The organism is Actinomycetota bacterium (genome assembly GCA_019347675.1).
Lineage (GTDB): Bacteria > Actinomycetota > Nitriliruptoria > Nitriliruptorales > JAHWKO01 > JAHWKW01.
This window is the reverse complement of sequence record JAHWKW010000016.1, coordinates 1-21,050: the sequence shown is the minus strand read 5'-3', so window position 1 is coordinate 21,050 and position 21,050 is coordinate 1. Positions and strand designations below refer to the sequence as shown.

Genomic DNA, 21,050 nt, shown 5'->3' with positions numbered 1-21,050 from the left:
ACGGACACTGCATCGGGCATCATCCGCACCGGTAGATCACAGGAGCGACGTGCGCGCGATGGGTCCCGGCCAGTCGGTGAGCCAGGCCGTCTTCCGGACGGTCCTCGCCGACGACGTCGCCGACCTGCGGCTGCTGTACCGGGTCGTGCTCGAGCGCAGCGGCCGGTTCCAGGTCGTCGCCGAAGCCGTTGACGGCGTCGAAGCGGTGGAGTACGCGACCAGGCACCAGCCCGACCTCGTCCTCCTGGACGTCGCGATGCCCAACATGGATGGGATCACGGCGCTGCCCGGGATCGTGTCGGCGTCGCCGCACACGAAGGTCGTGATGCTGTCGGCGTTCGAGCGACGACGCCTCAACGACGTCGCCGAGGCCGGCGGAGCCAGCCGCTACCTGGAGAAGGGGATCACGCCAGCGCAGCTCGTCGAGGAGCTCCTCACCGTGATGGAGGACCGGGTCAGCTCCTGAAGCGTCGTCTCATGCGTAGCGCTGTTCGAGGCTGCGGTGGCCCTCCAGGTCGACCACCGCGCCGAAGTCGTCGAAGGGGACCAGCACTTCCAGGTCGTCGCGGAGCGTGCCCTTGTCGCGGAGCGCGCCGAAGACCTCACGCAGGGCACGGGTGACCGCCAGCAGAGCGCTGAGCGGAGTCACGATCAGGTCGTAGCCCAGGTCGTGCAGCTCAGCGGCGGTCAGCAGCGGGGTACGGCCACCCTCGATCATGTTGGCGACCCGCACGACGCCGTCGACCTCCTTGGCGACGCGTTCGAGCTCGTCGACCCCCTGGGGGGCCTCGACGAAGATCGCGTCGACGCCGAGGTCGCGCGCCGCTTGGGCGCGGGCGATGGCGTCGTCCAACGAGACCGCGGCCCGGGCGTCGGTCCTGGCAACCAGGAACAGGTCCACGCCCTCATCCCGCAGGTCGAGGACGGCCCGGAGCTTGGCGAGCCACTCGCGTCGTTCGATGACGCGCTTCCCCGCGAAGTGACCGCACTTCTTGGGCCACTCCTGGTCTTCGAGGAACAGCCCGCTGGCCCCGGCTCGGTGCAGAAGCCGGGCGGTGCGGACGGCGTTGAGTGGGTTGCCGTACCCGGTGTCGGCGTCCACGATCACCGGCCGGGCGGTGTTGGTACACACGCTCCTGGCAGCCTCGACGATCTCGGTCTGGGTGAGGTAGCCGTAGTCGGGCATCCCCAGCTGCGAGGCCGACACCGAGTACCCGGAGACGAACAACACCTCGAACCCGGACTCGTCAGCCAGCCGGGCGGACAGCGCGTCGTACACGCCGGGCATGTTGACCGTCGCCCCGCTCGTGAGCAGTCCGCGGATCGTCGCGGCGCCGGTGCCCATCTCGGTGGCTGCTGTCATGGTTTGGACCTCCGGGTGGCACATCTGTCCGTCTCCCTCGGCGCCCCGCACGATAGGACCCGTCAGCCCGCTCGGTGCTGCGACCGACCCGACGCGCTGATCCGTCGACTGCGGCCTAGGATCGTCCGGCGATGCGGACGGTCGCGGCGACGCTCCTGGCTGTGCTGTCGGTCGGGTGCGGGGCGGGACAGCACGCCGGCCGCGACCCGACGCCGATCGCGGTGTCGCCTGCGTGCAGCGAGGCGTTCGATGCAGCACAGGCGGCGCTGACCGGGCGCGCCGAGCCGGGTTCGCCCGCACCGCACGCGCCCGTGTCGCCGGTGCCGACCACGGTGGCGGGGTCCCTGGCCGACCTGTACCCGACCATCGCGGCGTGCGGGACCACCGACGAGTGGTTCGAGGCCTACCGCGCGCATCCCACGCCTCTCACTGCCGACGTCGCGCCCAGCGAGGCGTTGCGGGCGCTGTGCTCCGCGGGGCGGGGCCGCCGCGACGTGGCGTCGAGCGAGCTGTGCGCCCGCGTCCGCGTCGAGCAGACCGTCCCCGACCCGCGGTCAGCGAAGCGGGGCGCCCGGACCGATCCCGGCCCGGGCGCCCCGCCCAGGATTCACTCGACCGTGAACGCCCGGTACATGTCGTAGGCGAACGCGTGTGGCGGGCCGCCCTCGCGGTCCTGGATGAAGCACGCGAACGCGTAGGTCCGGCCCGAGGTCACCTCCACCTCGAACGTGCCGCCGAGGCCCGGTGAGAACACCGATGAGGCGCCGATGAACTCGGGCTCCTCGACCCCCTCCGGTGGTGGACCCTCACCGGCTTGCGCGAACGCTTCGAACGTCTGTGCGACACCCTCCTCGTCGATGCCCTCGGCGAACTGCAACAGAACCGCGTGGTGGTTCTGCTCACCGTCGTTGCGGAACACCAGCGTGTGGGTGCCGGCTGCGAGCTCCGGCACCTCGAAGGCGTAGTCGGTGCCGACGACGGTGCCGTCGGCGTCCGGCAGGTCGGCGACGTCGCCCTCGCTGACGTCCACGGACGTGATCATCCCGAGCCGGTAGTGCGGCTCGAGCTCTTCGTCTTCGGCCGGCTGCCCGGGGCTCGGTCCCGCGGCCGGGCCCTCCTCGGTCGGAGTCGCCGGCGGCGAGGTCTCCTGGCCTGCTTCGGCCGGCGCCTCGGTCTGCAGCCCCTCGTCGCCGGGCGGCGTGTCGGACGGTGGCTCGTCGGTCAACGGGCACAGGACGACGTACTCACCCTCGGGGAGTGAGAACGTCGAGGACGCCGACTCGCCGGGGGGGACCACGCCGATCCCCGAGAGCGCCGTGATGAAGTCGGGGAAGGGGCCGCCCTGGACGAGTTGGTCGAAGGCATCCATGACCTCGTCCTCGGAGGTGCCCGGCTCGACGCGGACGAAGACAGCCTCGTGGGCCTGTTCCCCGTCGTTGTCCAACGTGGCGGTCACGACACCTCCGCCCAGCGTGGTCGGGAGATCGAACGCGTAGTCGGTGGCGGTGATCGTGAACTCGCGTTCACCCTCGGCGGGCGTCGTGGGGCTCTCGCCCGGCGACGGGGCTTCGTCGCCGGGACACGCGGTCAGGACGAGCGCCAGCGTGGCAGCGAGGATCAGTGGTCGTCTGGGGTTCATGCGCGCCCTTTTCGTGAACGTCCCGTCGAGCGGAGCCGCGGACGGGGAAGCCCGCGGCGGTCGGGCACTGTAGTCACGTCGGGTACGACAGCGGTAGTGGGCTAGGGTCGTCGACCTGTCCCGACGGCCGTACCGGTGCGGGCGTCGGATCGGGGAGCGTGACGCGACCGGGAGGGGCACATGGCGTGGCGCCGCCTGCTGATGGTGACGGTGATCGCGTTGGCGTTGCTTGCTCCCGCCGTTGTGGCGGTTGCCGCGCCCGGTCAGGACCTGCGGCGCGCCGAGCATGACCTTCAGGCCGTCGCCGAGCGGCTGCAACGGGCGCGGGACGCGTACACGGCGGTCCAGGACCGGCTGACCGAGCTCCGCGCCCGGCTCGGTGCGGTCGAACGGCAGCTCGCCGAGGCCCAAGCGTCCGAGCGTGAGGCACGCACCGCGCAACAACACGCCGAGGAACGAGCGCACGTCAGCGCCGAGCTGCTGCATCAGCGACGTGTGGAGCTGTCACAGCGCGCGACGGAGATCTACAAGGCACGGGGATCGGAAGACCCGATGGTGTTGGTCGCGTCGGCGTTGGGGGCGGCCCGCGACGCCCACGACCTCGCGCTCGCCGCCGTGGTCGGACGACGTCTGCTGGCGACGGACCATCAGCTGCTGCAGGCGGCTCGCGACCTGCAGCGCCGCGCCGAGATCGCGGTCCAGGAGGCGGCAGCTGCCACCCGCGCGGCCGAGCAGCGGCGCGCGGCGGTGGCGGCGATCTCCGACCAGCAGCGTCAGGTCGTGGCGGACGCTGACGCCGAGCGTGCGGCGCGACGCGCGATCGTCGACGAGCTGGTCGCCGACCGAGCAGCACGTGAACAGCTGGTCGTGGAGCTCAAGCGTCGCCTGAGGTCCGTCGAGGCGGTGCTGCGGACCCCGCAGATGCTCCCGTTCGACCAGCCCGCTCCGGGGTGGAGCGGCCGGCTGCCCGCCGCGGGGAAACGCTGGGCCGGGGCCGTCGATGCCGCTGCGGCCCGCACCGGCATCGACGGGCGCTTCTTCGCGGCGCTGGTGTGGACCGAGTCGTCCTTCCGGCCGGACGTGGTATCCCCGGCGGGGGCGGTGGGGCTGGCGCAGCTGATGCCGGCGACCGCCAAGGCCCTGGGTGTCGACCCGTGGGATCCGCTCGACAACCTCTCGGGCGGTGCTCGCTACGTGCACGCCCAGCTGACCCGGTTCTGGAACCTGGAGCTCGGTCTGGCCGCGTACAACGCCGGACCGACCCGGGTGGCCGAAGCTGGTGGGATCCCCGAGGTCGTCGAGACGCAGCTGTACGTCCTGGCCGTCCTGGACCGCTGGCAGCACCTGCGGGGCTGATCACCCGTCGCGGCGTCGACGGGCGCGGTCGCGGGCCGCCAGCAACCCTGCCGTGGACTCGCGGCGCTCGGCCACCGCGGGGCGGCGACGCAGCCGGCCGGCGACCCACCGACGGGCGCGGCGCCAGTCGTCGCGCTCGAGGCGCAAACGCCGCAGTCCCACGTCCACCGGGAGCGCGAACAGCGCCGCCAACGCCAGCCACGGCCACAGCTGTCGCGTGTCGCTCCCGGCCGGGAGCCCGCGCGGGTCGAACGCCACGGCCGGGTCCGGATCGAGGCGTCCGCCCCCGGCTGCGGCGACGCGTTTCAGCAGCGTCGGGTCGGTGGCTGCGGTGGCGTACTCCGGTGAGTACGACCGCGTCGCGGCCACCGCGTCGTGGTACAGCGGATCCCCGGCGGCCGACAGCCGCACACCCACGGCGTAGACGCCTTCGGACCCGCCGGGCAGGACGGCTTCGAAGCTGTCGAGCGCGGTCCGCTCCAGCGTCACCTCGGTGCGTTGCCCGTCGGGGTCAGTGACGGTCGCGACCGCCGTGGCGTCGGCGGGGATCGTCGCGGCCGCCTCCAACCGGACCCGCAGCCCGTCGGACGTGGCCCGGGCAGACAGGGCGTACCGCGGGTCGGGATCGGCGGCGAAGGTGGACTTCACCACATCGGACCAGAAGCGGGTGAACCGCTCCCAGGTCGTCCACTGCGTCGACCAGCGGGGCGACACGTCGGAGGTCCAGGCCACGGTGGTGCCCAGCCCCGCACGCCAGGTCGCGAGCAGTGGGTCACGCTCGTCGCCGATCGCCAGCAGCTGCCGGGCGGTGGGTTTCACCGTGGTGGCCAGGTACCCGAGCAGCGGCGGGGCGCTGTCGAGCCCGTCGGTGGCGGGTCCCACGCCGGTGACCACCGGCAGGAAGCGGCCCTCGTTGATCACGGGCCGGGCCACGAACTGCACCTCGTTGACGATGATGTCGGGGATGGACATCAGATCCCGGCCGGGGTAGTAGCGCCCGCCGCCGGCGGCGGCCATCTCGCGGAGGACCTCACCGCTGCCTTCCCCGGTCCCCACGACCGACAGGGTGATCCCCGCCGCGGCGGCCTCCTTGGCCACCTCGATCAGTGCCTGGTGCTCGGTGAAGCCGTCGGAGAACAACACGATGTGGCGGAGCCGCGCGTCGACGTCCTTCAGGCCGGCGATCGCCTCGCGGATGGCCTGCGGGATGGCGGTGCCGCCTTCGGGGTGCAGGCGGGCCAGTCCCTGGTCCACCACCGACTCCGGCGGGAGGCTCTGCAGGGGGATCACCCACTCGCTGCGGGTGTTGAACGCCAGGACGCCGACCGTGTCGTCGGCTTCCAGGGCGGCGACGGCCCGGGCGATCGCCTCCTTGGAGATGTCGGTCTTGTTGACCCCGCCCAACTCCGCCCCGCCGAGCCCACCTCGCCCGCCGAACCCGCCGTCCTGACAGTGGCAGGCGGCCATCGACCCCGACACGTCCACGACCAGGGCTTCGGCGACCGACGGGCGGCGCTCGGGATCGCGGACGCGGGCGAACACCGGCAGCAGGTCCTCCAGCGGTGTGCCGTCGTAGTCGCCCATCCCGAACGACGAGTCACCACCGACCGCCACCAACCCTCGACCGGCGTCGCGGACGTAGCTGTCCAGCGTGGTCATGGCGGTCGCCGGCACGTCGGCGGCGGGGACGTCGACCAGCACCACCGCGTCGTGGTCGAGGAGGCGGTCGAGTGTCGGCAGCCCACCGCCGCTCGAGATGCGCTGCACCGGCAGGCCGGCAGCCTCCAGGGCCGCGGCGAGATGACGGCCAGCGTCGGGCTCGCCCTCCACAACCAGGACGCTGGCGGGGCCCAGCACCTGCACGGCGGCGCGGCCCACGTCGTTGGCGTCGGTCGTCGACGCTGCGCTGGCCAGACGCGCCTCGTAGCGGACGGTGCCGGGCGTGTCGGCGGTCCGTCGCGCCACCACCTGAGCCGTGCCGGGCGCCACGGTCACGGTCTCGCGGTGGACCTCGCGGCCGTCTGCGCTGATCACCACGACCGCGTTCGCGTCCGCCGACGAGGTGTTGCGCACCACCGCCACCACGTCGTACGCCTCGCCCTGCCGCAGCCGCGTCGGGGCCCTCACCTCCTCGACCAGCAGGTCCGCGGCCAGCCCCCCCGGGAGCGCCACCACGTCGACCCGCACGCCGGCGGCCGCCAGCTCGCGGGCTGCACGGACCGCGTCCCCGCGGGTCTGGCGCCCGTCGGTCAGCAGCACCGCCCGGCGGCGGTGCTGGCTGCCGAGCGCGCCGTGGGCCAGGCGCAGCGCCTGGGCGAGGTCGCTGGCCGACGGGTCGACGACGGTGGCGGGGCGACCCCGGGGAGGATCGTCGCGCAGCGTGTACTCCAGCCGAGCGTCCGCGCCGAACAGCGCCAGGGCGGCGCGGTCGCGCTCGCCGCGGCCGTCGAGGGCGGCGTCGGCCCAGGCCAGGGCGTCGTCGAGTCCGGCCCCCACCGAGTCGGACGCGTCGACCAGGAAGGCGACGTCGACGCCACCACCAGCGACGTTCCACCGCGGCCCGGCCAACGCCAGGACGAGGAACGCGACCGCGGCGGCGCGGAACGCGGTCGCCAGCCGGTGCTGGCGGCCACGCACCCGGCTGACCGTCCGGCGGCCGGCCATCACGACCAGCGGGACGGCCACCAGCGCGACGAGCCAGCCCGGATGGTCGAACCCGATCGGGCTCATGCGGTCACCGCCGCGGGCCTCACGCCGCCACCGTCCTGGCGCCCCGCCGGCGGGCCCGCCGGGGCTTGAGGATGGTCGCCCAGGCCCACTCGGCGAGGGCCAGGATCAGCACCACCGCGAGGATGTCCCGGCCGAAGCCGTGGCGGCCCTGGGCCGTTGCCGCCCCGTCGACGGCCGTGGCGGTCCGGTCGGTGGGGTCCGGTCGGCTGCGCGCCAGGTCGCCCTCGGCCGGGACGGTGTTCGCCGCCACCCACGCCTCGCCGCCCGCACCGTCGTCTCCGGTAGCGGCCCAGCGAAGCCGGTACAGGCCGGCCTGCTCGAGGCGGACCCGTGGTTGGGCCGGGTCGACGGTGAGCTCGGTCCCCGGTCCGGTGACGGTGATCCCGGTGGCTCCGGCGGGGACCGGGACGGTGACCGCCTCGCCGGCGCTCGCCGGTGTGGTGGTCGGCCCGCCGCCGAGCCACGTCACCGCGTTGGCGATCAGCACCGGCCACGCCGGTTGCAGCGGGAGGTTGCTCTGCGTCAGGTCGAAGGCGAGGTAGACGACCGGTGAGGCGTCGAGACGCCCGGCGAGGATCAGCGGGCCGCTGGGTCCGCTGGCGATCGGGGTGAGCGCCGGGGCGGTGACCGTCTGCGCGGCCGCGATCGCCACCTCCGACAGGTCGACCGCGGCCAGGATCTCGTGATCGGGAGCCTGGAACGTCAGCGCCGGGAGCTCCGCCTCGCCGGTGATCTCGACACCCGGTGGGGCGACCGGCGGTGCGACGTACACGGTCGGCAGGCGGGGCGGGGCGGCGGGGGCTGCGACCCGGTCGACCACGACCAGGTCCGCGTCGTCCAGTGCGCGCGCCCCCGGGCCGGACACAGCGTCGGACACAGCGTCGGGCACGGTGTCGGTGGTGCGCACCTGCACGCCGGGGACGGCCGCGAACGCCGTCTCCAGGAAGACGTTGCCGGGCCCGGCGATCAGCACGGTCAGCTCACGGGCGCTGGGCAGGACCGTGTAGGCCCGGTCGTCGACCGACAGGGCATCGGAGCTCTCACCGGTGACCGTGGTTCCTACCGGGGCGATCTCTGCCACCAGGTGGGGGCCGCCGGAGCGCTCGAGGGTGACGATGAGCTCCTCGGTGGCACGTGGACCGAGTCGCAGGCGTCGCTCGATCAGCGGCTCGACCGCCGCGTCGACGGCGTCGGTGGCGGCCACGCCGACCGTCAGGTCCGCGTCGGTGGCCAGCGTCCCGAAGTTGCGGACCTGCACGAACAGCTGGTGGGCGCCGGCCCCCACCGGGACGGCATGCAGACGGGTCACGGCCAGGTTCGGCCGCTCGCGGCCGACCGCGGTCACCAGCAGACCGGGGGGGACGGCGTCGCGGTGGTCCGCGGGGACCACCCCGTCGCTGAGCAGGTGAACCACCGTCGACTGGCCGGGACGCTCCAGCGCCGCGGCGAGGGTGAACGCGTCGGTCAGGTCCGCTGCGCCGTGGCTGGGACGCACCGCAGCGAGCGCCCGCCGGACCGCGCGGGGATCGCCCGACGCCGACAGCAGCACCCGGGCGCGGGGTCCGGCCTCCACCACGGACACCACCTGACCCGGACCCAGGCGGTCCACCAGCGTCTCGGCGGACCGCCGCGCCAGCTCCAGGCGGGTGGGCCCGTCCTCGTCGGCGAGCATCGACGCGGACGCGTCCATGACCACGATGGTGTGGTCGCCCAGGCTCGCGGTCACGGTGACGTAGGGCTGCGCCAGCGCGAGCGTCCCCGCGACCAGCGCCAGCAGGACCAGCCAGAACGTGGCGTCGCTGCGGAAACGCTGCCAGGGCACCGCCGCCGCGATCGAACGCTCGCTGCGCCGCCACAGGAACGTCGACGCGACCGTCACACGCGGTCGGCGCACCCTCAGCACGTACCACGCGATCAACGGGAGCGTGAGCAGGCCGGCCAGGAACCCCGCCGGGTTGGCGAAGCTCACGCCACGACCCCGAGGCGGCGCAGCGTGCCGGTCGCCAGCTCCTCGACCGACGCGTCGTCGATCAGGCGGGCGTAGGCGATCCCGTGCCGCCCGCAGGCCGCCTCCACCTGCGCGAGCCACGCCTCGCAGGTCGCCTGGTAGGCGGCCAGCGCCTCCTCGTCGATCCCGACCTCCAGCTCCTCGTCGGTCTCGGCGTCGGCGAGGCGCAGGTCACCGCGGACTCCCGGTTCGAGGTCCTCACGGCCGAGCAGGTGCACCACCACGCCGTCGCCCCGCCCCGCCGCCAGCGCCCGGACCGCGTCCGGCCAGGCGTCGTCGAGCAGGTCGGAGACCACCACGGTGGGGCCGGCCGGCCCCTCGCCGCGTGCTCGGCGGATCGCGCCCGCCAGGTCGGGGCGGGCGCTGTGAGGATCGGTCGCCGCGGCCAACAGCCGTGCCTCGACCGGGGGCAGGCCACCCGCCCCGCGGAACCACGGTCCGGCATCGACGCCTTGCGCACCGGCCAGCAGGACCCGGGCCCGGTCCTGGCCGTTGTGGGCCAGGGCCGCGAACACCGCCGCGACCTCGCGGGCGGTGTGCGCTTTGCGCCCGAACCCCATCGACGCCGACAGGTCCACCACGACCCGCACCGCGGCCTCGTCCTCGGCCTCGTACAGCTTGACCAGGAGGCGGCCCAGCCGCTGGTACGCCGCGACGTCGAGCCGGCGCGGGTCGTCGCCGGGGACGTACTGGCGGTGGTCGGCGAAGTCCAGCGACGCGCCGTACCGCCGCGAACGGTGGCTGCCCGCGTACCGGCCCTGCACCCGCCGGCGGGTCGCCAACCGCAGTGGCGCCAAGCGCGCCACGATCTCCGGCGCGAGCAGCCGGCCGGGTCGGGTCATGCGGTCACACCGCGCCGCGGACCGGCGGGGTCGGCGCCGCGACCGTGTCGAGGACGGCCGCGACCGCGTCGTCGGCGGTCACACCCGCGGGCAGCGCTTCGTAGCCCAGCACCAGCCGGTGACGCAGACAGATGCCGGCGGCGGCCCGCACGTCGTCCACCGCGGCGTGCAGCCGCTCGTCGAACAGCGCCAGGACCTTGGCGATCAGGACCAGCGACTGGGCGCCGCGCGGCGACGCGCCGTGCGTCACGTACCGGCGCACAACCTCCGGCGCCGTGTCAGCGTCCGGGTGCGTGGCCGAGACCAGGTCGACGACGTGGCGGGTGACGTGCTCAGCCATCGGGACCTCCCGGACCAGACGGGTTGCGGCGAGCAGGTCGTCGGCGCCCGCCACCGGCTGCACCTCGGCGACCTGCGTCCCCGTGGTGCGCGCCAGGATCTCCACAAGGTCGTCACCCGACGGGAGCGGGACCAGCACCTTGGCCAGGAAGCGGTCCAGCTGCGCCTCGGGCAGCGGGTAGGTGCCCTCCATCTCGATCGGGTTCTGGGTGGCCATCACGAAGAACGGGCGCGGCAGGTCCCGCGTGACACCCCCGACGGTGACACCCCGTTCGGCCATCGCCTCGAGCAGCGCGGACTGGGTCTTGGGCGTGGCCCGGTTGATCTCGTCGGCGAGGAGCAGCTGGGTGAACACCGGCCCGGGCTGAAAGCGGGTCGTGCCGTCGTCGCCGCCGAGGACGGTGGTGCCCACGATGTCGGCCGGCATCAGGTCCGGGGTGCACTGCACGCGCGAGAAGTCCAGGGACAGGGCCTGGCCCAGGGTGCGCAGCAGCACGGTCTTGCCCAGACCGGGGACGCCTTCGAGCAGGACGTGGCCTTCGGCGAACAGGCAGGCGAGCACGTCGCGGACCAGCGTTCGTTGGCCGACGATCACGCGGCGGATCTCGGCCTCCACGCCGGCGGCCAGCTCGGCGAACCGCTCGGGATCCAGCGGCTCGACCTGCGCGGTCGCGGCGCGGGGGACGGCACCGGGACGGGGCGTGGTGTGGGTCACGGGATGCTCCTCACTCGGTGACGCCGCCGAGGCGGTCGAAGTAGCTGCGCACGACCGGCCGTAGCCGCACGGGGAACCCCGGCCGTTGGATCGCGCGGGTGGCTGCGTCGTGGTAGCGGGGCAGGACGTCGCGGTAGGGGACGAGCGCGCCGCTGCGCTGGCCTTGGCCGGTCACCGTGCCGCTGCGACGGTCGGGACCGGTGCCGCTGTCGCCCCCGCCGAGGTGGATGTCGTCTGCGTCGGCCACCGCCCGCGACGGCGGGTCGAAGATCGTCGACAGGTCCAGGTCCGCGGACACGTTGTTCCCCGTCCCGACCGCGCCCGGCGACGGGCCACCGCGGCCGCCATGACCGCCATGGCTGTCGACGCGGACGTTCCCGCTGGGGTTGCCGCCACCGCCCCCTCCGCCCTGACCCTGACCCTGGCCTTGGCCTTGGCCTTGGCCTTGGCCTTGGCCTTGGCCTTGGCTTTGGCCTTGGCCTTGGCCTTGGCCTTGGCTTTGGCCCTGTCCTTGGCCTTGGCTTTGGCCCTGTCCTTGGCCTTGGCCTTGGCCCTGGCCTTGGCCGTCGCGGACCCCGCGCAGAGCGTCCGCCGCGTCGGACACCGCCGCGTGCGCGCGGGCCGTCGCCTCCTGCGCCGAGAGCGCCCCGATCGCGTCGGCGACCGCCTCCGAGGCGTCGCGCACCGCCCCGGCCGCGCCCCGCTGATCGCCCGCAGCCGCCGCCCCGGCGGCGCCGCCCAGCGCAGCGGCGATCTGCGGCTGGCCGGCCTTCAACGCGCCGGACAGGTCGGTGAGGCGCTGCGCCAGGCCAGCCAGCTGGTCGGATCCCAGCGACTCGTCCTGCAGCCGGCGGGCCAGGTCCTCCAGCTGCGCTCGGACGGAGTCGCCCGACCCGAGCGGCGCTCGAGCCAGCTCCTTGGCCAACCCCGACAGGGCCGTGCGCTGACCGGGCAGGTCGGCGTCGAGCTGGACCGACAGATCCCCGCGGGCCTGCGACAGCTCCTCCAGCGCCTGCTCGAGGTCGGCCAGCTCCAGCCGCTCAGCCAGCTGCTCGAGCCGCTCGGCGAGTGCGTCGCCGCGGGTTGTGTCGTCGGCGCGGAGCTCCTCGGCGCGGCGGCGCAGCTCGTCGGCTTGCGTGCGGACCGCCGCTTCCTCGGCGGCCAGCCGTGCCCGTTCCGCGTCGCGGGGGTTGTCGACCGTCGCCGCCCACCCGGCCAGCAGCACCAGCGCCGCACCCGCCGCCAACAACCGTGTGGGGGCAGCCGGTCGCTGCGGGAAGCGGTCGATGCCGCCGGCGGCCGCCTCGGCCTCGGCGACCTGACGCGCCGCCACCGCCCCGCGGTCGGCGAGTGCGGACAGTTCCACGGCGGTGGTGAACCGGTCGCGGCTGTCCAGCCACCGGTCGGCCGCCAGCGCCGCCCACCGTCCCGGGATGCGCACCGCCGCGGCGGCGGTGACCGCGATGACGGCGGCCAGTGCCAGCCCGGTCCCGACCATCCGGTCGGCGGCCGGAACGATCACCACCCGTGACAGCGCCACCCACGCCAGGCCGGCCACCCCGGCGGCGAGCAGCACCGGCCCGGAGAACGCCACCGCACGGTTGAGCCGCATCCGTCGGCGTGCCCGCTTGACCAGCCGATCGAGGTTGGGTGTGGCCGGGCGTTCGGGGCGGTGCTCGGTTGGTGCGGTCCGCTCCGTGACGCCGGCGCTCACGACGCCCCCGCCTGCGCGCGTGGTTGGCGGCCGGGCGGGCGGGCGGCCTGCCGACCTGCCCGCGCGACGGTCGAGCCCGGCCGGACGCGCAGCGTCGCGATCGTGAGGCCCGTGGCCCCCATCGTCCCGTACACGCCGAGGACCACCAGCCACACGGGAGCCCCGCGGGGTGCGGGGGCCTGTCCGACGGCGCGCCCGCGGACACCGTCCGGGGGCACCGGCACCGCCCGCGGTGGCGGTGGCGGCAGGTCGGGGGGCGGGGCCAACGGCACGGGCTCCTCGAACGCCATCTCGCCGGGCAGGGCCACCCCGAAGATCGTCAGCACGCTCGGCAGCTGCCCGCCGAAGTCGGACCGCCGCACGCGGGCGGCGTCCGCCAGCCCGTAGAACGGGTTGGCGTACAGGGAGACGGGGCGCTCGTCGAACCGCCCGGTGGTGGCCTTGACCGCCATCTCGGCGGCGACCAGGAACAGCGACCCGAACACCAGCGCCAGGACCAGCCCGTAGGTCAGGACCACCGAGGCCGACGTGCGCCGGGTCAACGACGAGATCCCCAGCGCCATCCCGGCGATCGCGACCGCCAACCCCACGATGTACGCGGTGGCGCGGACGAGGTCACCGATCGCGACGCCGCCGAGGAAGAAGGCGGCCGCGACGAACGGCATCGCGGCCAGGACCAGGAGCACCAGCCACGCCAGCGACGCTCCGAGCTTGCCGAGGACGATCTGAACCGGACGTAGGAGCGTCACCTGCAGCAGCGGGAGGCTGCGGCGTTCGCGCTCTCCGGAGATCTGCGCCGCGGCGTAACCGGGTGTGATGAACAGCACCAGGAACAGCACGATCCCGAGCAGGTTCTCCGACAGGAACCGTCCGAGCGCCGGGCCGGATGCGATCCCCATGAAGCCCATGTCCGACCGGATGACCAACTGCCCGAGCCAGTACAGCCCGCGGGTCACCAACGCGAGCAACGTCACGTACGCGGTCAGCACCACGAAGGCGCGCCGCCCGCGCCAGCGCTCGGTGAGCTCACGCTGGAGCACCGGGTTGGGCGCCAAGCGCCTCATCGGACGATCCCCTCCGTGACGCTGAGGAACAGCCGCTCGAGACCGCCACGCTCTTCGCGGTACTCGGCGACGCGCACCCCGGCCGCGACCAGCGCAGCCAACAGGTCCGCAGCGTCGTCGTCGTGTCCGGCCAGCTCGATCACGAGCTGACCGTTGTCCACCCGCGACTGCGCGCCGTACGCCGTCGCGACCTGATCGGCAAGCTCCAGCCCTGGCGGGCCGCCCAGGACCCGTGCGACCACCGTGACCCGCGCTTGCAGCCGCCCGCGGATGTCGTGGGGGGTGCCCTGTGCCAGCATCCGGCCCGCCTCGATGATCCCCACCCGGTCGCAGACCTCCTCCAACTCGGCCAGGATGTGCGAGCTGATCAGGATGGTCCGCCCCTGACGGGCGAGCTCGAGGAGGATCTCGCGCAGGTCCACCCGGGCTCGAGGGTCCAGTCCGCTGGCTGGCTCGTCGAGGACGAGCAGCTGCGGGTCGTGCACCAGCGCCCGGGCCAGCCCCAGTCGCTGCTGCATCCCGCGCGACAGGCCCGACACGTCGGTGGTGGCCTTGTGCGGCAGCTCGACCAGCTCGAGGAGGTCGCTGACCTGCCGGCGTCGCTGGTCGGCTGGGATGCGGTACGCCGCAGCGAAGAAGTCGAGGTACTCCTCGCACGTCAGCCCCTCGTACACCCCGAAGAAGTCCGGCATGTAGCCCACGGCGCCGCGGACCGCGCGGGGGTCGCGGCGGGCGTCGTGGCCGAACACCTCGATCGTGCCCTCGTCGGGGACCAGCAAGGTCACCAGCGCCAGCATCGCGGTGGTCTTCCCCGCACCGTTCGGGCCGATCAGCCCGAACACCGACCCGGTGGGGACGTCGAGGTCGAGGCGGTCGACCGCAGCCAGCCGCCCGTACCGCTTGGTCAGCCCCCGGACGCGGACAGCGGCCGGGACGGGCTGCTCGCTGGAGGCGGCGGGCTGCACGTCGGTGGCGCTCACCGCTGCCCTCCCAGCCGGGCACCGACCCCCCGGCCGGCGAACTCGAAGACGTCTTGCGGCACGGCGCGGACGTGGACCTCGCCCAGGGGGCTGACCGTCCGTGCCGGATCGGCCTCGCCGTCGGCGAAGACGTCCGCCAGGGGCGCCCAGGCGCCGGCTCGCACGTCCCACACCTCGAGCTCGGTCTCGCCGGGACCTGCTGGACCTGCCGGCACCGGCCGGGGCAGTTCCACGTCGCTGCACACCCCCCGATCGTCGCAGACGACCTCCGGCACCGCGACCGGCGGCCCGTGTGGCCCGGGTTCCCGCCACCCCTCGTCCAATGTGGCGACCAGCGCTTGCAGGTCGCCGGCCACCGGCAGGCGGTAACGCAGCACCACCGACTCGACGTCCACGAGCGCGTTCGGCGACGGACCGCCCCTCTCGCCGCCCATGCCGGCCGTGGCCACCACGGCCCGGGACACCGTGTACGGCGAGAGGAACCGATCACCGGCCAGCGTCGGGCGGACCCCCACCGCCACCAGGCTGCCTTCGTCGCCGGCCGGTCGACCGTCGGCCCGGACCGGGCTGCCGGTCTGTCCGGGCAGCGACCCGACCGCCCACACCAGCCCCGGTGAGCGATCGAGGATCTCCCACTGCAGCACAGTCGCCAGGGACATCGGCAGCTCCGGACCACCCCGAGGCCCGCGGTCCCCGAGGAACTGGTGTTCGCCGTCCCACGGGTCGGACGGGCGCAGCTCGGTCCGGGAGTGGACCTCGACGTCGCGTTGCTGTCCGGGCTCCAGACCGCCGATGCGGCGCTCCTCCCCGGCGCTCAAGAGCCGGATGTCGTCGACCGGGCGGTCCGAGACGTTGCGGACAGTGGCCCGTACCCCGCCCGCCCCGGCGGATGCGGTTACCTGCAGCGGCGGGTCACCGGTGCCGGTGCGCCACGCCAAGACCGTCCCGGCCTCCAGCGCCTCGAGCTCGAAGCCGACCTCGACGTCGCCGCCCCGGGTCAGCACCGCCGGTTCGCGTAACGCACCGGCGACCACGTCCCAACCCTGTCCGGGCAGGGTCAGGGTGTGGTGGCCGGGGCGTGGGGCGCGGACCGCCGCCAGCGCCAGCTCACTGCCGTGCCCGTCGACCCAGGTCAACGCAGACGCCGCCACGCCCGTCGGTGGGGATGCGACCGCACTCGCGGCGAACGCACCGACCGCGAACGCGACCGTCACGGCCGGGACCGTCACCCACGCCAGCTCTCGGCGTCCCAGACGCGACAGCACCAGCGCGTTACCGGGACCGACCGCCGCCACGTACAGCACCAGGAACGCGGTCAACCACGGCAGGGTCGGCAGCGCCAGGTCGCTCCCCGACAGCACGGCTTGCGACGTGTTCAGCATCTGCGTGGTCGTGGTCGGCTGCGTGGCGCCGTCCCGGTCCGCGGCCGGTTGCAGCAGGTGGGACCACAGCGCGGCGTCGCGGCCCAGCCCCGGGGCCCCGAGCGGCACCGCGACCACCGCGACGCGGCCGCGTCCGAGCGGGGCGGCGGCGGCGATCACGCGCCCCACGCCCGCGGCCGGGTCGGTGCGGTGCGTCGGCGGGCCGGACAGGTCCGCCTCGGTGAGGACCCACGCGCCCGGCTCTGCGGTGAGCGTCCCGTCCTCGCCGCGGGCGGTGGCGGGTGACGTCACCCCCAGGTCCACCGGACCGGGCCGGTCGGCCACGACGGTCAGGTCCACGCCGCCGGCCACCGCCGCGGCCAGTGTCCGCCGTGCAGGATCCGGGAGACGCTGCAGGTCTTGCGCGTGCGCCACCAGCGTCCCGACGCTGTCCAGGGCGTGGGCCGACAGCGCCAGCCACTCCGGGTCGACCGACACGTACACGGCGCGGCGGCGTGTCGCGACGGACTCGACCGCTGGGGGGTCCGCCGGGACCGCGCCGAGCACGCCGACCAGGAACGCCCCGCCGGCGACCCGTTGCTGGGTGCCGGGACGGACCTGGACCGGTTCCTCACCGTCCGGGCGGACGGTCACGGTGAGGTCCGCCACCGGCGGCACGACCACACGGAAGCGCTTCCGCGACCCGCCGGCGACCTCGAACGGTCGCGTCTCGGTGAGCCGCCCCCCGTTCTCGAGGCGCACGTCGACGTCGAGCACACCGGCGACGAGACGTTCGGGTGCGAGGCTGACGGTGACCGGGACCCACGTCCCGGCGATGAACCGTCCGTCGAACCCGGCGGTCGCCTCCAGGCCGAGCCGTTCGACGTCGCCCGGCTGGGCGGCGGCAGGCGAGGTCTCTGCGACGGCGGGGGTGGCGGCGGCGCCGGCCGGGGCGGCTAGCGCCGCGATCCCCAACGTGGTGGCCGCGACGACCGATCCCAGCGTCGCCGTCCACGTCGGGTGCGGGGGCACGTCGCCTCCTCGTTCGTCGCCGTGCGTACGACGTCGGCAGCCCCCGCCGCGGTTGCACGGAGCGTGCAGTAAACCCCATCGGCCGCCCCGTGAGGCGCGGTCTGCGAGATGGGCCTTTCAGCCCTCCAGGGCGGCGCGCAGCTGGGCCACCGCCGCGCCCGGGTCGGCGGCATCGGTGATGGCGCGCACCACCACGACGCGCCGTGCCCCGGCGGCGCGCACCTCGGGGACGGTGTCGGGCGCCATCCCGCCGATCGCGAACCACGGCTTGTCGCGGGCCACCGCGGCGGCCAGTCGCACCGGGGCCAGGCCCGCCGGTGGGCGGCCGGCCTTGGTCGGGGTGGCGTGCACCGGCCCGACCGCGAAGTAGTCGCAGTCCTCCTTCAGCGCCCGCGACACCTGCCCGACGTCGTGGGTGGAGCGCCCGATCATCAGCTGATCGCCGACCACCTCGCGGGCGTCACGGGGCGAGGGATCGTCCTGGCCGACGTGGACGCCGTCCGCGCCGACCTCGACCGCCAACTCGGGGTCGTCGTTGACGATGAACAGCGCCTCGTGGCGCTCGACGGTGACCCGCAAGGTCTCGGCGGCGCGTACCAGGGCGGTGCGGGCCGCGTCCTTGTCCCGCAGCTGCACGATGTCGACGCCGGCCGCCAGCACGGTGTCGAGGAAGGCTTCGAGGTCGTCGCGCTGGGGAGTGCACAGGTACAGCCGAGCGTCGGCCAGGCGCTGTCGACGCCACGCACCGTCGCGCAGCGTCACGCCGGTGTCGCGGGTGCCGTCGGACGGGTCGTCGCTCACCGATGCCACTCGGGGCGCCCCGCGGACGGTGTCGACTCGTCTGCGTACAACCGCTTGGGGATGCGCCCCGCCCGGTACGCCAACCGCCCGCCTTCGACCGCCTTGCGCATCGCTTCGGCCATGGCGGTCGGGTTCTGCGCCCGGGTCACGGCCGAGGCCAGCAGGACCGCGTCGCAGCCCAGCTCCATCGCGATCGTGGCGTCGCTGGCGGTGCCGACGCCGGCGTCGAGGATCACCGGCAGCTGCGTCCGTTCGCGGATGATGCGCAGGTTGTAGGCGTTGCGGATGCCCGACCCGCTCCCGATCGGTGACCCCAGAGGCATCACGGCTGCGCACCCGACCGCTTCGAGGCGGACCGCCACGACCGGGTCGTCGTTGGTGTAGGGCAGGACGGTGAAGCCGTCGTCGACCAGCTGCTCGGCAGCGTCGAGCAGCTCGACCGCGTCGGGGAACAGTGTGCGGTCGTCGCCGATCACCTCGAGCTTGATCCAGTCCGTCCCGAACGCCTCGCGGGCCATCTTGGCCGTCAGCACCGCATCGTGGGCGGTGTAGCAGCCCGCCGTGTTGGGCAGCAGCCGGCACCCGCAACGCTCGACCACCTCCAGGACGGACCCCGACGCCTGCGGGTCGACCCGGCGCAGCGCGACGGTGACCATCTCGGTCCCAGACGCACGGACCGCGTCCTCGAGCGCCTCCATGCTGGGCGCGCCTCCGGTGCCGAGGATCAGCCGGGAGGAGAACGTCTCCCCGGCGATGGTCAGCGGATCGTCCACTTTGCTGGCCTTATGGGTTAGGTGCCGCCCTGGATAGCCGCGAGGACCTCGACCGCGTCACCGTCGTCGACGGTGCACTGATCCCAGTCCGCGCGGCGGATCACCTCACCGTTGACGGCGACCGCCACGCCGTGCCGGCGGCGGTCGGCGCCGAGTTCGCTGACCAGGTCCGCGACGGTGGTGTCGGGGTCCACGTCGCGGGGTTCCCCGTTGATGGTGACGGTCACCCGGCCTCCTCCACCCCGTGTCCGGCGTCGGCGAAGCGTGCCGGCGTGAACGCCGCCACCGGCGGCGGAAGGGCGCGATCGACGACGACCGCGGTCACCGCGTCGGCGGTGATCGGCGCGAGGAGGATCCCGTTGCGGAAGTGGCCGGTCGCCACGATCAGCCCGTCGAGTCCGCCCGGGCCGATCAGAGGGGCGTTGTCGGGGCTGCCGGGGCGTAGCCCCGCGACGGTCTCGGTGAGCTGCAGCTCGGTGATGCCCGGCACCAGCTCGTACGCCTCTCGCAGCAGGTCGAGGACCGCCCCGGCGGTGACCGTGACGTCCGTGCCACGCTCCTCGACCGTGGCGCCCACGATGATGCGGCCGTCACCGCGGGGGACCAGGTAGACGGCGGGGCGGTCGGGGCGGCCACGGACGGCCCGGACGTTGTGGTGCAGCAACGGTGGAGTCACCGCGTGCAATGCCGACGTCCGCGGCTCGCGCAGGTGTAGCAACTGACCTTTGACCGGCCGGACCGGCAGCGGCGGGACACCGTCGATGCTGGCCGACCAAGCCCCGGCGGCGAGGACCACGGTCCGGGCAGGGATCGTGTCGTGGCCGTCGAGCCGCACCCCGCTGACGCGGTCACGGTCGCGGTCGATCGCGGCGGCACGTGCGGTGACCAGCTGGACCCCGGCCCGTTCGCAGGCGGCCAGGAGCGCATCGAGGAGCGCCCGGTTGTCGACCTGGTGGTCGTCTGGGGCGTGCAGGCCGCCGCGGACGGTGGGGGCCAGGGCGGGTTCGAGGTCGCGGCACGCGCGGGAACGAAGCCGCGTGACGCTCAGCCCCAGCCGCAGGTGGAAGTCGTGCAGGTCGTCGAGAGCGGCGCGGTCGTCGGCGTCACGCGCGATCACGAGCGTGCCGCACTGGCGGTAGCCGGGGTCGCGGCCGGATACCTCGGCCAGTTCGGCGGCGAAGCTCGGCCAGCGGTCGTGCGACGCGAGGTTCAGTTGCAGCAGCGCCTCTTCCCCGTAGTGGGCCTCGCTGACCGGTGCCAGCATCCCCGCGGCGGCCCACGACGCCCCACGGCCGGGCCGCTCGTCGACCACGGTGACCGTGGCTCCGGCTTGTGCCAGCCGCCAGGCGCTGCTCAGCCCGATCACGCCGGCTCCGACGACTACGACGTCGGGCGCGTCGGGACGGCTGATGTCCGGCGCCATTTGGTGGCTCCCTTCGCCGGCATGACCCGGATCAGGTTGTGACGGTCGGCGGCGCGACGGCGGACCGGCTGCGCCACCCTCTCAGCCCGCAGGGCTCCCGTGCACGATCCACGATACCGGTCACCGGGAGCGCCGCCGGGGCTACTCGTCGCTGCACCAGGCCCGCACGAGCAGGTCCGCCCCGAAGTCCTCGTCGATCGCGGACAGCGCGACGGCCCAGCGGACGCACGCCCCGTCGTCAGCCGCGGCGACCAGAGCAGCGGCGACCTCGACCCCGCAGGGCTGTCCCAGGTCGCCGGCCACTTCCACCGTCGCGAACGCCCCGTCCACGCGGACCTCCAGACGGTGCGGCTCGGGGTCGCCGAGCAGCAGCAGCGCCCCCTGCAGGCCGGCGTCGTCGAGCACCTCGGCGAGCCAGTCGGCATCCATCACCTGCGCCCCGTCGGGGCGTTCGCTGCCGGCCTGCGCCCCGTCGGGGCGTTCGACCGGCTCCCTGTCCAACAGCTGGCTGTTCGAGAGTTTCGTGTTCACGGCTCATCCCTCCCCGTGGCGCAGGAGCGCGCGCCACGGATCACATCGGTGTCGTTCGACTCACCGCAGAGGATGCCAGGCAGGTGCGACAGCGCTGCGCAGGTCACGCAGCGGCCGTGACGTGCCGCCGCTCGTGTTGCCCTGCAGTGCGGGTTCCGCGACGGGCGGGGATCCGGCGCTCGGATCGTCGCGACGCTCCGAACGCCGCGGCGCCTGGCGGCTCACGGGTCGGGGCCGGTGCGGGATCCAGGTGGGTGCAGGATGGGGCGCTGGTGGGTCCAGGTGATCTGCCATGTGTGGTGGTCGTAGCGGCGGTGGTGGTAGCGGCACCCCAGCCCGGCGGTGTGCAGCGTCAGGCGCCCGCCTTGGGCGTGGGGGG

The 21,050-nt window shown here is 74.2% G+C and carries 18 protein-coding genes and 1 riboswitch; of the genes, 3 read left to right on the top strand and 15 right to left on the bottom strand.

Going from position 1 to position 21,050, the window contains the following annotated elements; genetic code table 11:
- Positions 1 to 58 precede the first annotated feature (58 nt).
- On the top strand, positions 59 to 466 hold the full coding sequence (locus KY462_11885) for a response regulator transcription factor (GenBank protein ID MBW3578417.1): 408 nt from the start codon (positions 59 to 61) through the stop codon (positions 464 to 466).
- A gap of 9 nt (positions 467 to 475) precedes the next feature.
- Here the strand turns inward: KY462_11885 and KY462_11880 are convergent, their stop codons facing one another.
- Positions 476 to 1,345, bottom strand: coding sequence for an isocitrate lyase/PEP mutase family protein (locus tag KY462_11880; protein MBW3578416.1), 870 nt, complete (start codon positions 1,343 to 1,345; stop codon positions 476 to 478).
- Between the two features lie 149 nt (positions 1,346 to 1,494).
- Here KY462_11880 and KY462_11875 point away from each other — a divergent pair, with 149 nt between their 5' ends.
- Positions 1,495 to 2,004, top strand: coding sequence for a hypothetical protein (locus KY462_11875; protein ID MBW3578415.1), 510 nt, complete (start codon positions 1,495 to 1,497; stop codon positions 2,002 to 2,004).
- Here the strand turns inward: KY462_11875 and KY462_11870 are convergent.
- The gene (locus KY462_11870) at positions 1,971 to 3,002 is read right to left on the bottom strand and encodes a hypothetical protein (GenBank protein ID MBW3578414.1); all 1,032 of its coding nucleotides are present in this window, start codon (positions 3,000 to 3,002) and stop codon (positions 1,971 to 1,973) included. The genes KY462_11875 and KY462_11870 overlap by 34 nt on opposite strands.
- Before the next feature lie 921 nt (positions 3,003 to 3,923).
- On the opposite strand from KY462_11870, the gene KY462_11865 reads away from it, so the two are divergent.
- The gene (locus KY462_11865; GenBank protein MBW3578413.1) at positions 3,924 to 4,358 is read left to right on the top strand and encodes a lytic transglycosylase domain-containing protein; all 435 of its coding nucleotides are present in this window, start codon (positions 3,924 to 3,926) and stop codon (positions 4,356 to 4,358) included.
- Here the strand turns inward: KY462_11865 and KY462_11860 are convergent, their stop codons facing one another.
- The 13 genes from KY462_11860 to KY462_11800 form a co-directional block, all read right to left on the bottom strand.
- The gene (locus tag KY462_11860; GenBank protein ID MBW3578412.1) at positions 4,359 to 7,088 is read right to left on the bottom strand and encodes a VWA domain-containing protein; all 2,730 of its coding nucleotides are present in this window, start codon (positions 7,086 to 7,088) and stop codon (positions 4,359 to 4,361) included.
- A gap of 19 nt (positions 7,089 to 7,107) precedes the next feature.
- Positions 7,108 to 9,057, bottom strand: a complete 1,950-nt coding sequence (locus tag KY462_11855; GenBank protein MBW3578411.1) for a BatA and WFA domain-containing protein — start codon at positions 9,055 to 9,057, stop codon at positions 7,108 to 7,110.
- Positions 9,054 to 9,938, bottom strand: coding sequence for a DUF58 domain-containing protein (locus KY462_11850; GenBank protein ID MBW3578410.1), 885 nt, complete (start codon positions 9,936 to 9,938; stop codon positions 9,054 to 9,056). The genes KY462_11855 and KY462_11850 overlap by 4 nt, the downstream gene beginning before the upstream one ends.
- Before the next feature lie 4 nt (positions 9,939 to 9,942).
- Entirely contained in the window at positions 9,943 to 10,992 is a 1,050-nt protein-coding gene (locus tag KY462_11845) for an AAA family ATPase (protein MBW3578409.1), read from the bottom strand.
- Between the two features lie 10 nt (positions 10,993 to 11,002).
- The gene (locus KY462_11840) at positions 11,003 to 12,706 is read right to left on the bottom strand and encodes a hypothetical protein (protein ID MBW3578408.1); all 1,704 of its coding nucleotides are present in this window, start codon (positions 12,704 to 12,706) and stop codon (positions 11,003 to 11,005) included.
- Entirely contained in the window at positions 12,703 to 13,770 is a 1,068-nt protein-coding gene (locus KY462_11835) for an ABC transporter permease (GenBank protein ID MBW3578407.1), read from the bottom strand. Before KY462_11835 ends, KY462_11840 begins: the two co-directional genes overlap by 4 nt.
- Complete coding sequence (locus tag KY462_11830; GenBank protein ID MBW3578406.1) at positions 13,767 to 14,678, bottom strand: ABC transporter ATP-binding protein; 912 nt, start codon at positions 14,676 to 14,678, stop codon at positions 13,767 to 13,769. Before KY462_11830 ends, KY462_11835 begins: the two co-directional genes overlap by 4 nt.
- 68 nt (positions 14,679 to 14,746) lie before the next feature.
- Complete coding sequence (locus KY462_11825; GenBank protein MBW3578405.1) at positions 14,747 to 17,143, bottom strand: hypothetical protein; 2,397 nt, start codon at positions 17,141 to 17,143, stop codon at positions 14,747 to 14,749.
- Between the two features lie 117 nt (positions 17,144 to 17,260).
- Positions 17,261 to 17,905: a thiamine phosphate synthase gene (gene thiE / locus KY462_11820; protein MBW3578404.1), complete on the bottom strand. Its 645-nt coding sequence runs from the start codon at positions 17,903 to 17,905 to the stop codon at positions 17,261 to 17,263.
- A 35-nt stretch (positions 17,906 to 17,940) separates the two neighbouring features.
- Positions 17,941 to 18,717, bottom strand: a complete 777-nt coding sequence (locus tag KY462_11815; GenBank protein MBW3578403.1) for a thiazole synthase — start codon at positions 18,715 to 18,717, stop codon at positions 17,941 to 17,943.
- A gap of 17 nt (positions 18,718 to 18,734) precedes the next feature.
- A complete protein-coding gene (thiS, locus tag KY462_11810) occupies positions 18,735 to 18,944 on the bottom strand; it encodes a sulfur carrier protein ThiS (protein MBW3578402.1) in 210 nt (69 codons plus the stop codon).
- Positions 18,941 to 20,140 carry a glycine oxidase ThiO gene (gene thiO, locus KY462_11805; GenBank protein ID MBW3578401.1) on the bottom strand — a complete coding sequence of 400 codons (1,200 nt, stop codon included), beginning with the start codon at positions 20,138 to 20,140 and terminating at the stop codon, positions 18,941 to 18,943. The genes thiS and thiO overlap by 4 nt, the downstream gene beginning before the upstream one ends.
- A riboswitch (TPP riboswitch) is annotated at positions 20,131 to 20,251 on the bottom strand. (Overlaps the previous gene by 10 nt.)
- Before the next feature lie 30 nt (positions 20,252 to 20,281).
- Entirely contained in the window at positions 20,282 to 20,671 is a 390-nt protein-coding gene (locus KY462_11800) for a hypothetical protein (protein MBW3578400.1), read from the bottom strand.
- Positions 20,672 to 21,050 lie beyond the last annotated feature (379 nt).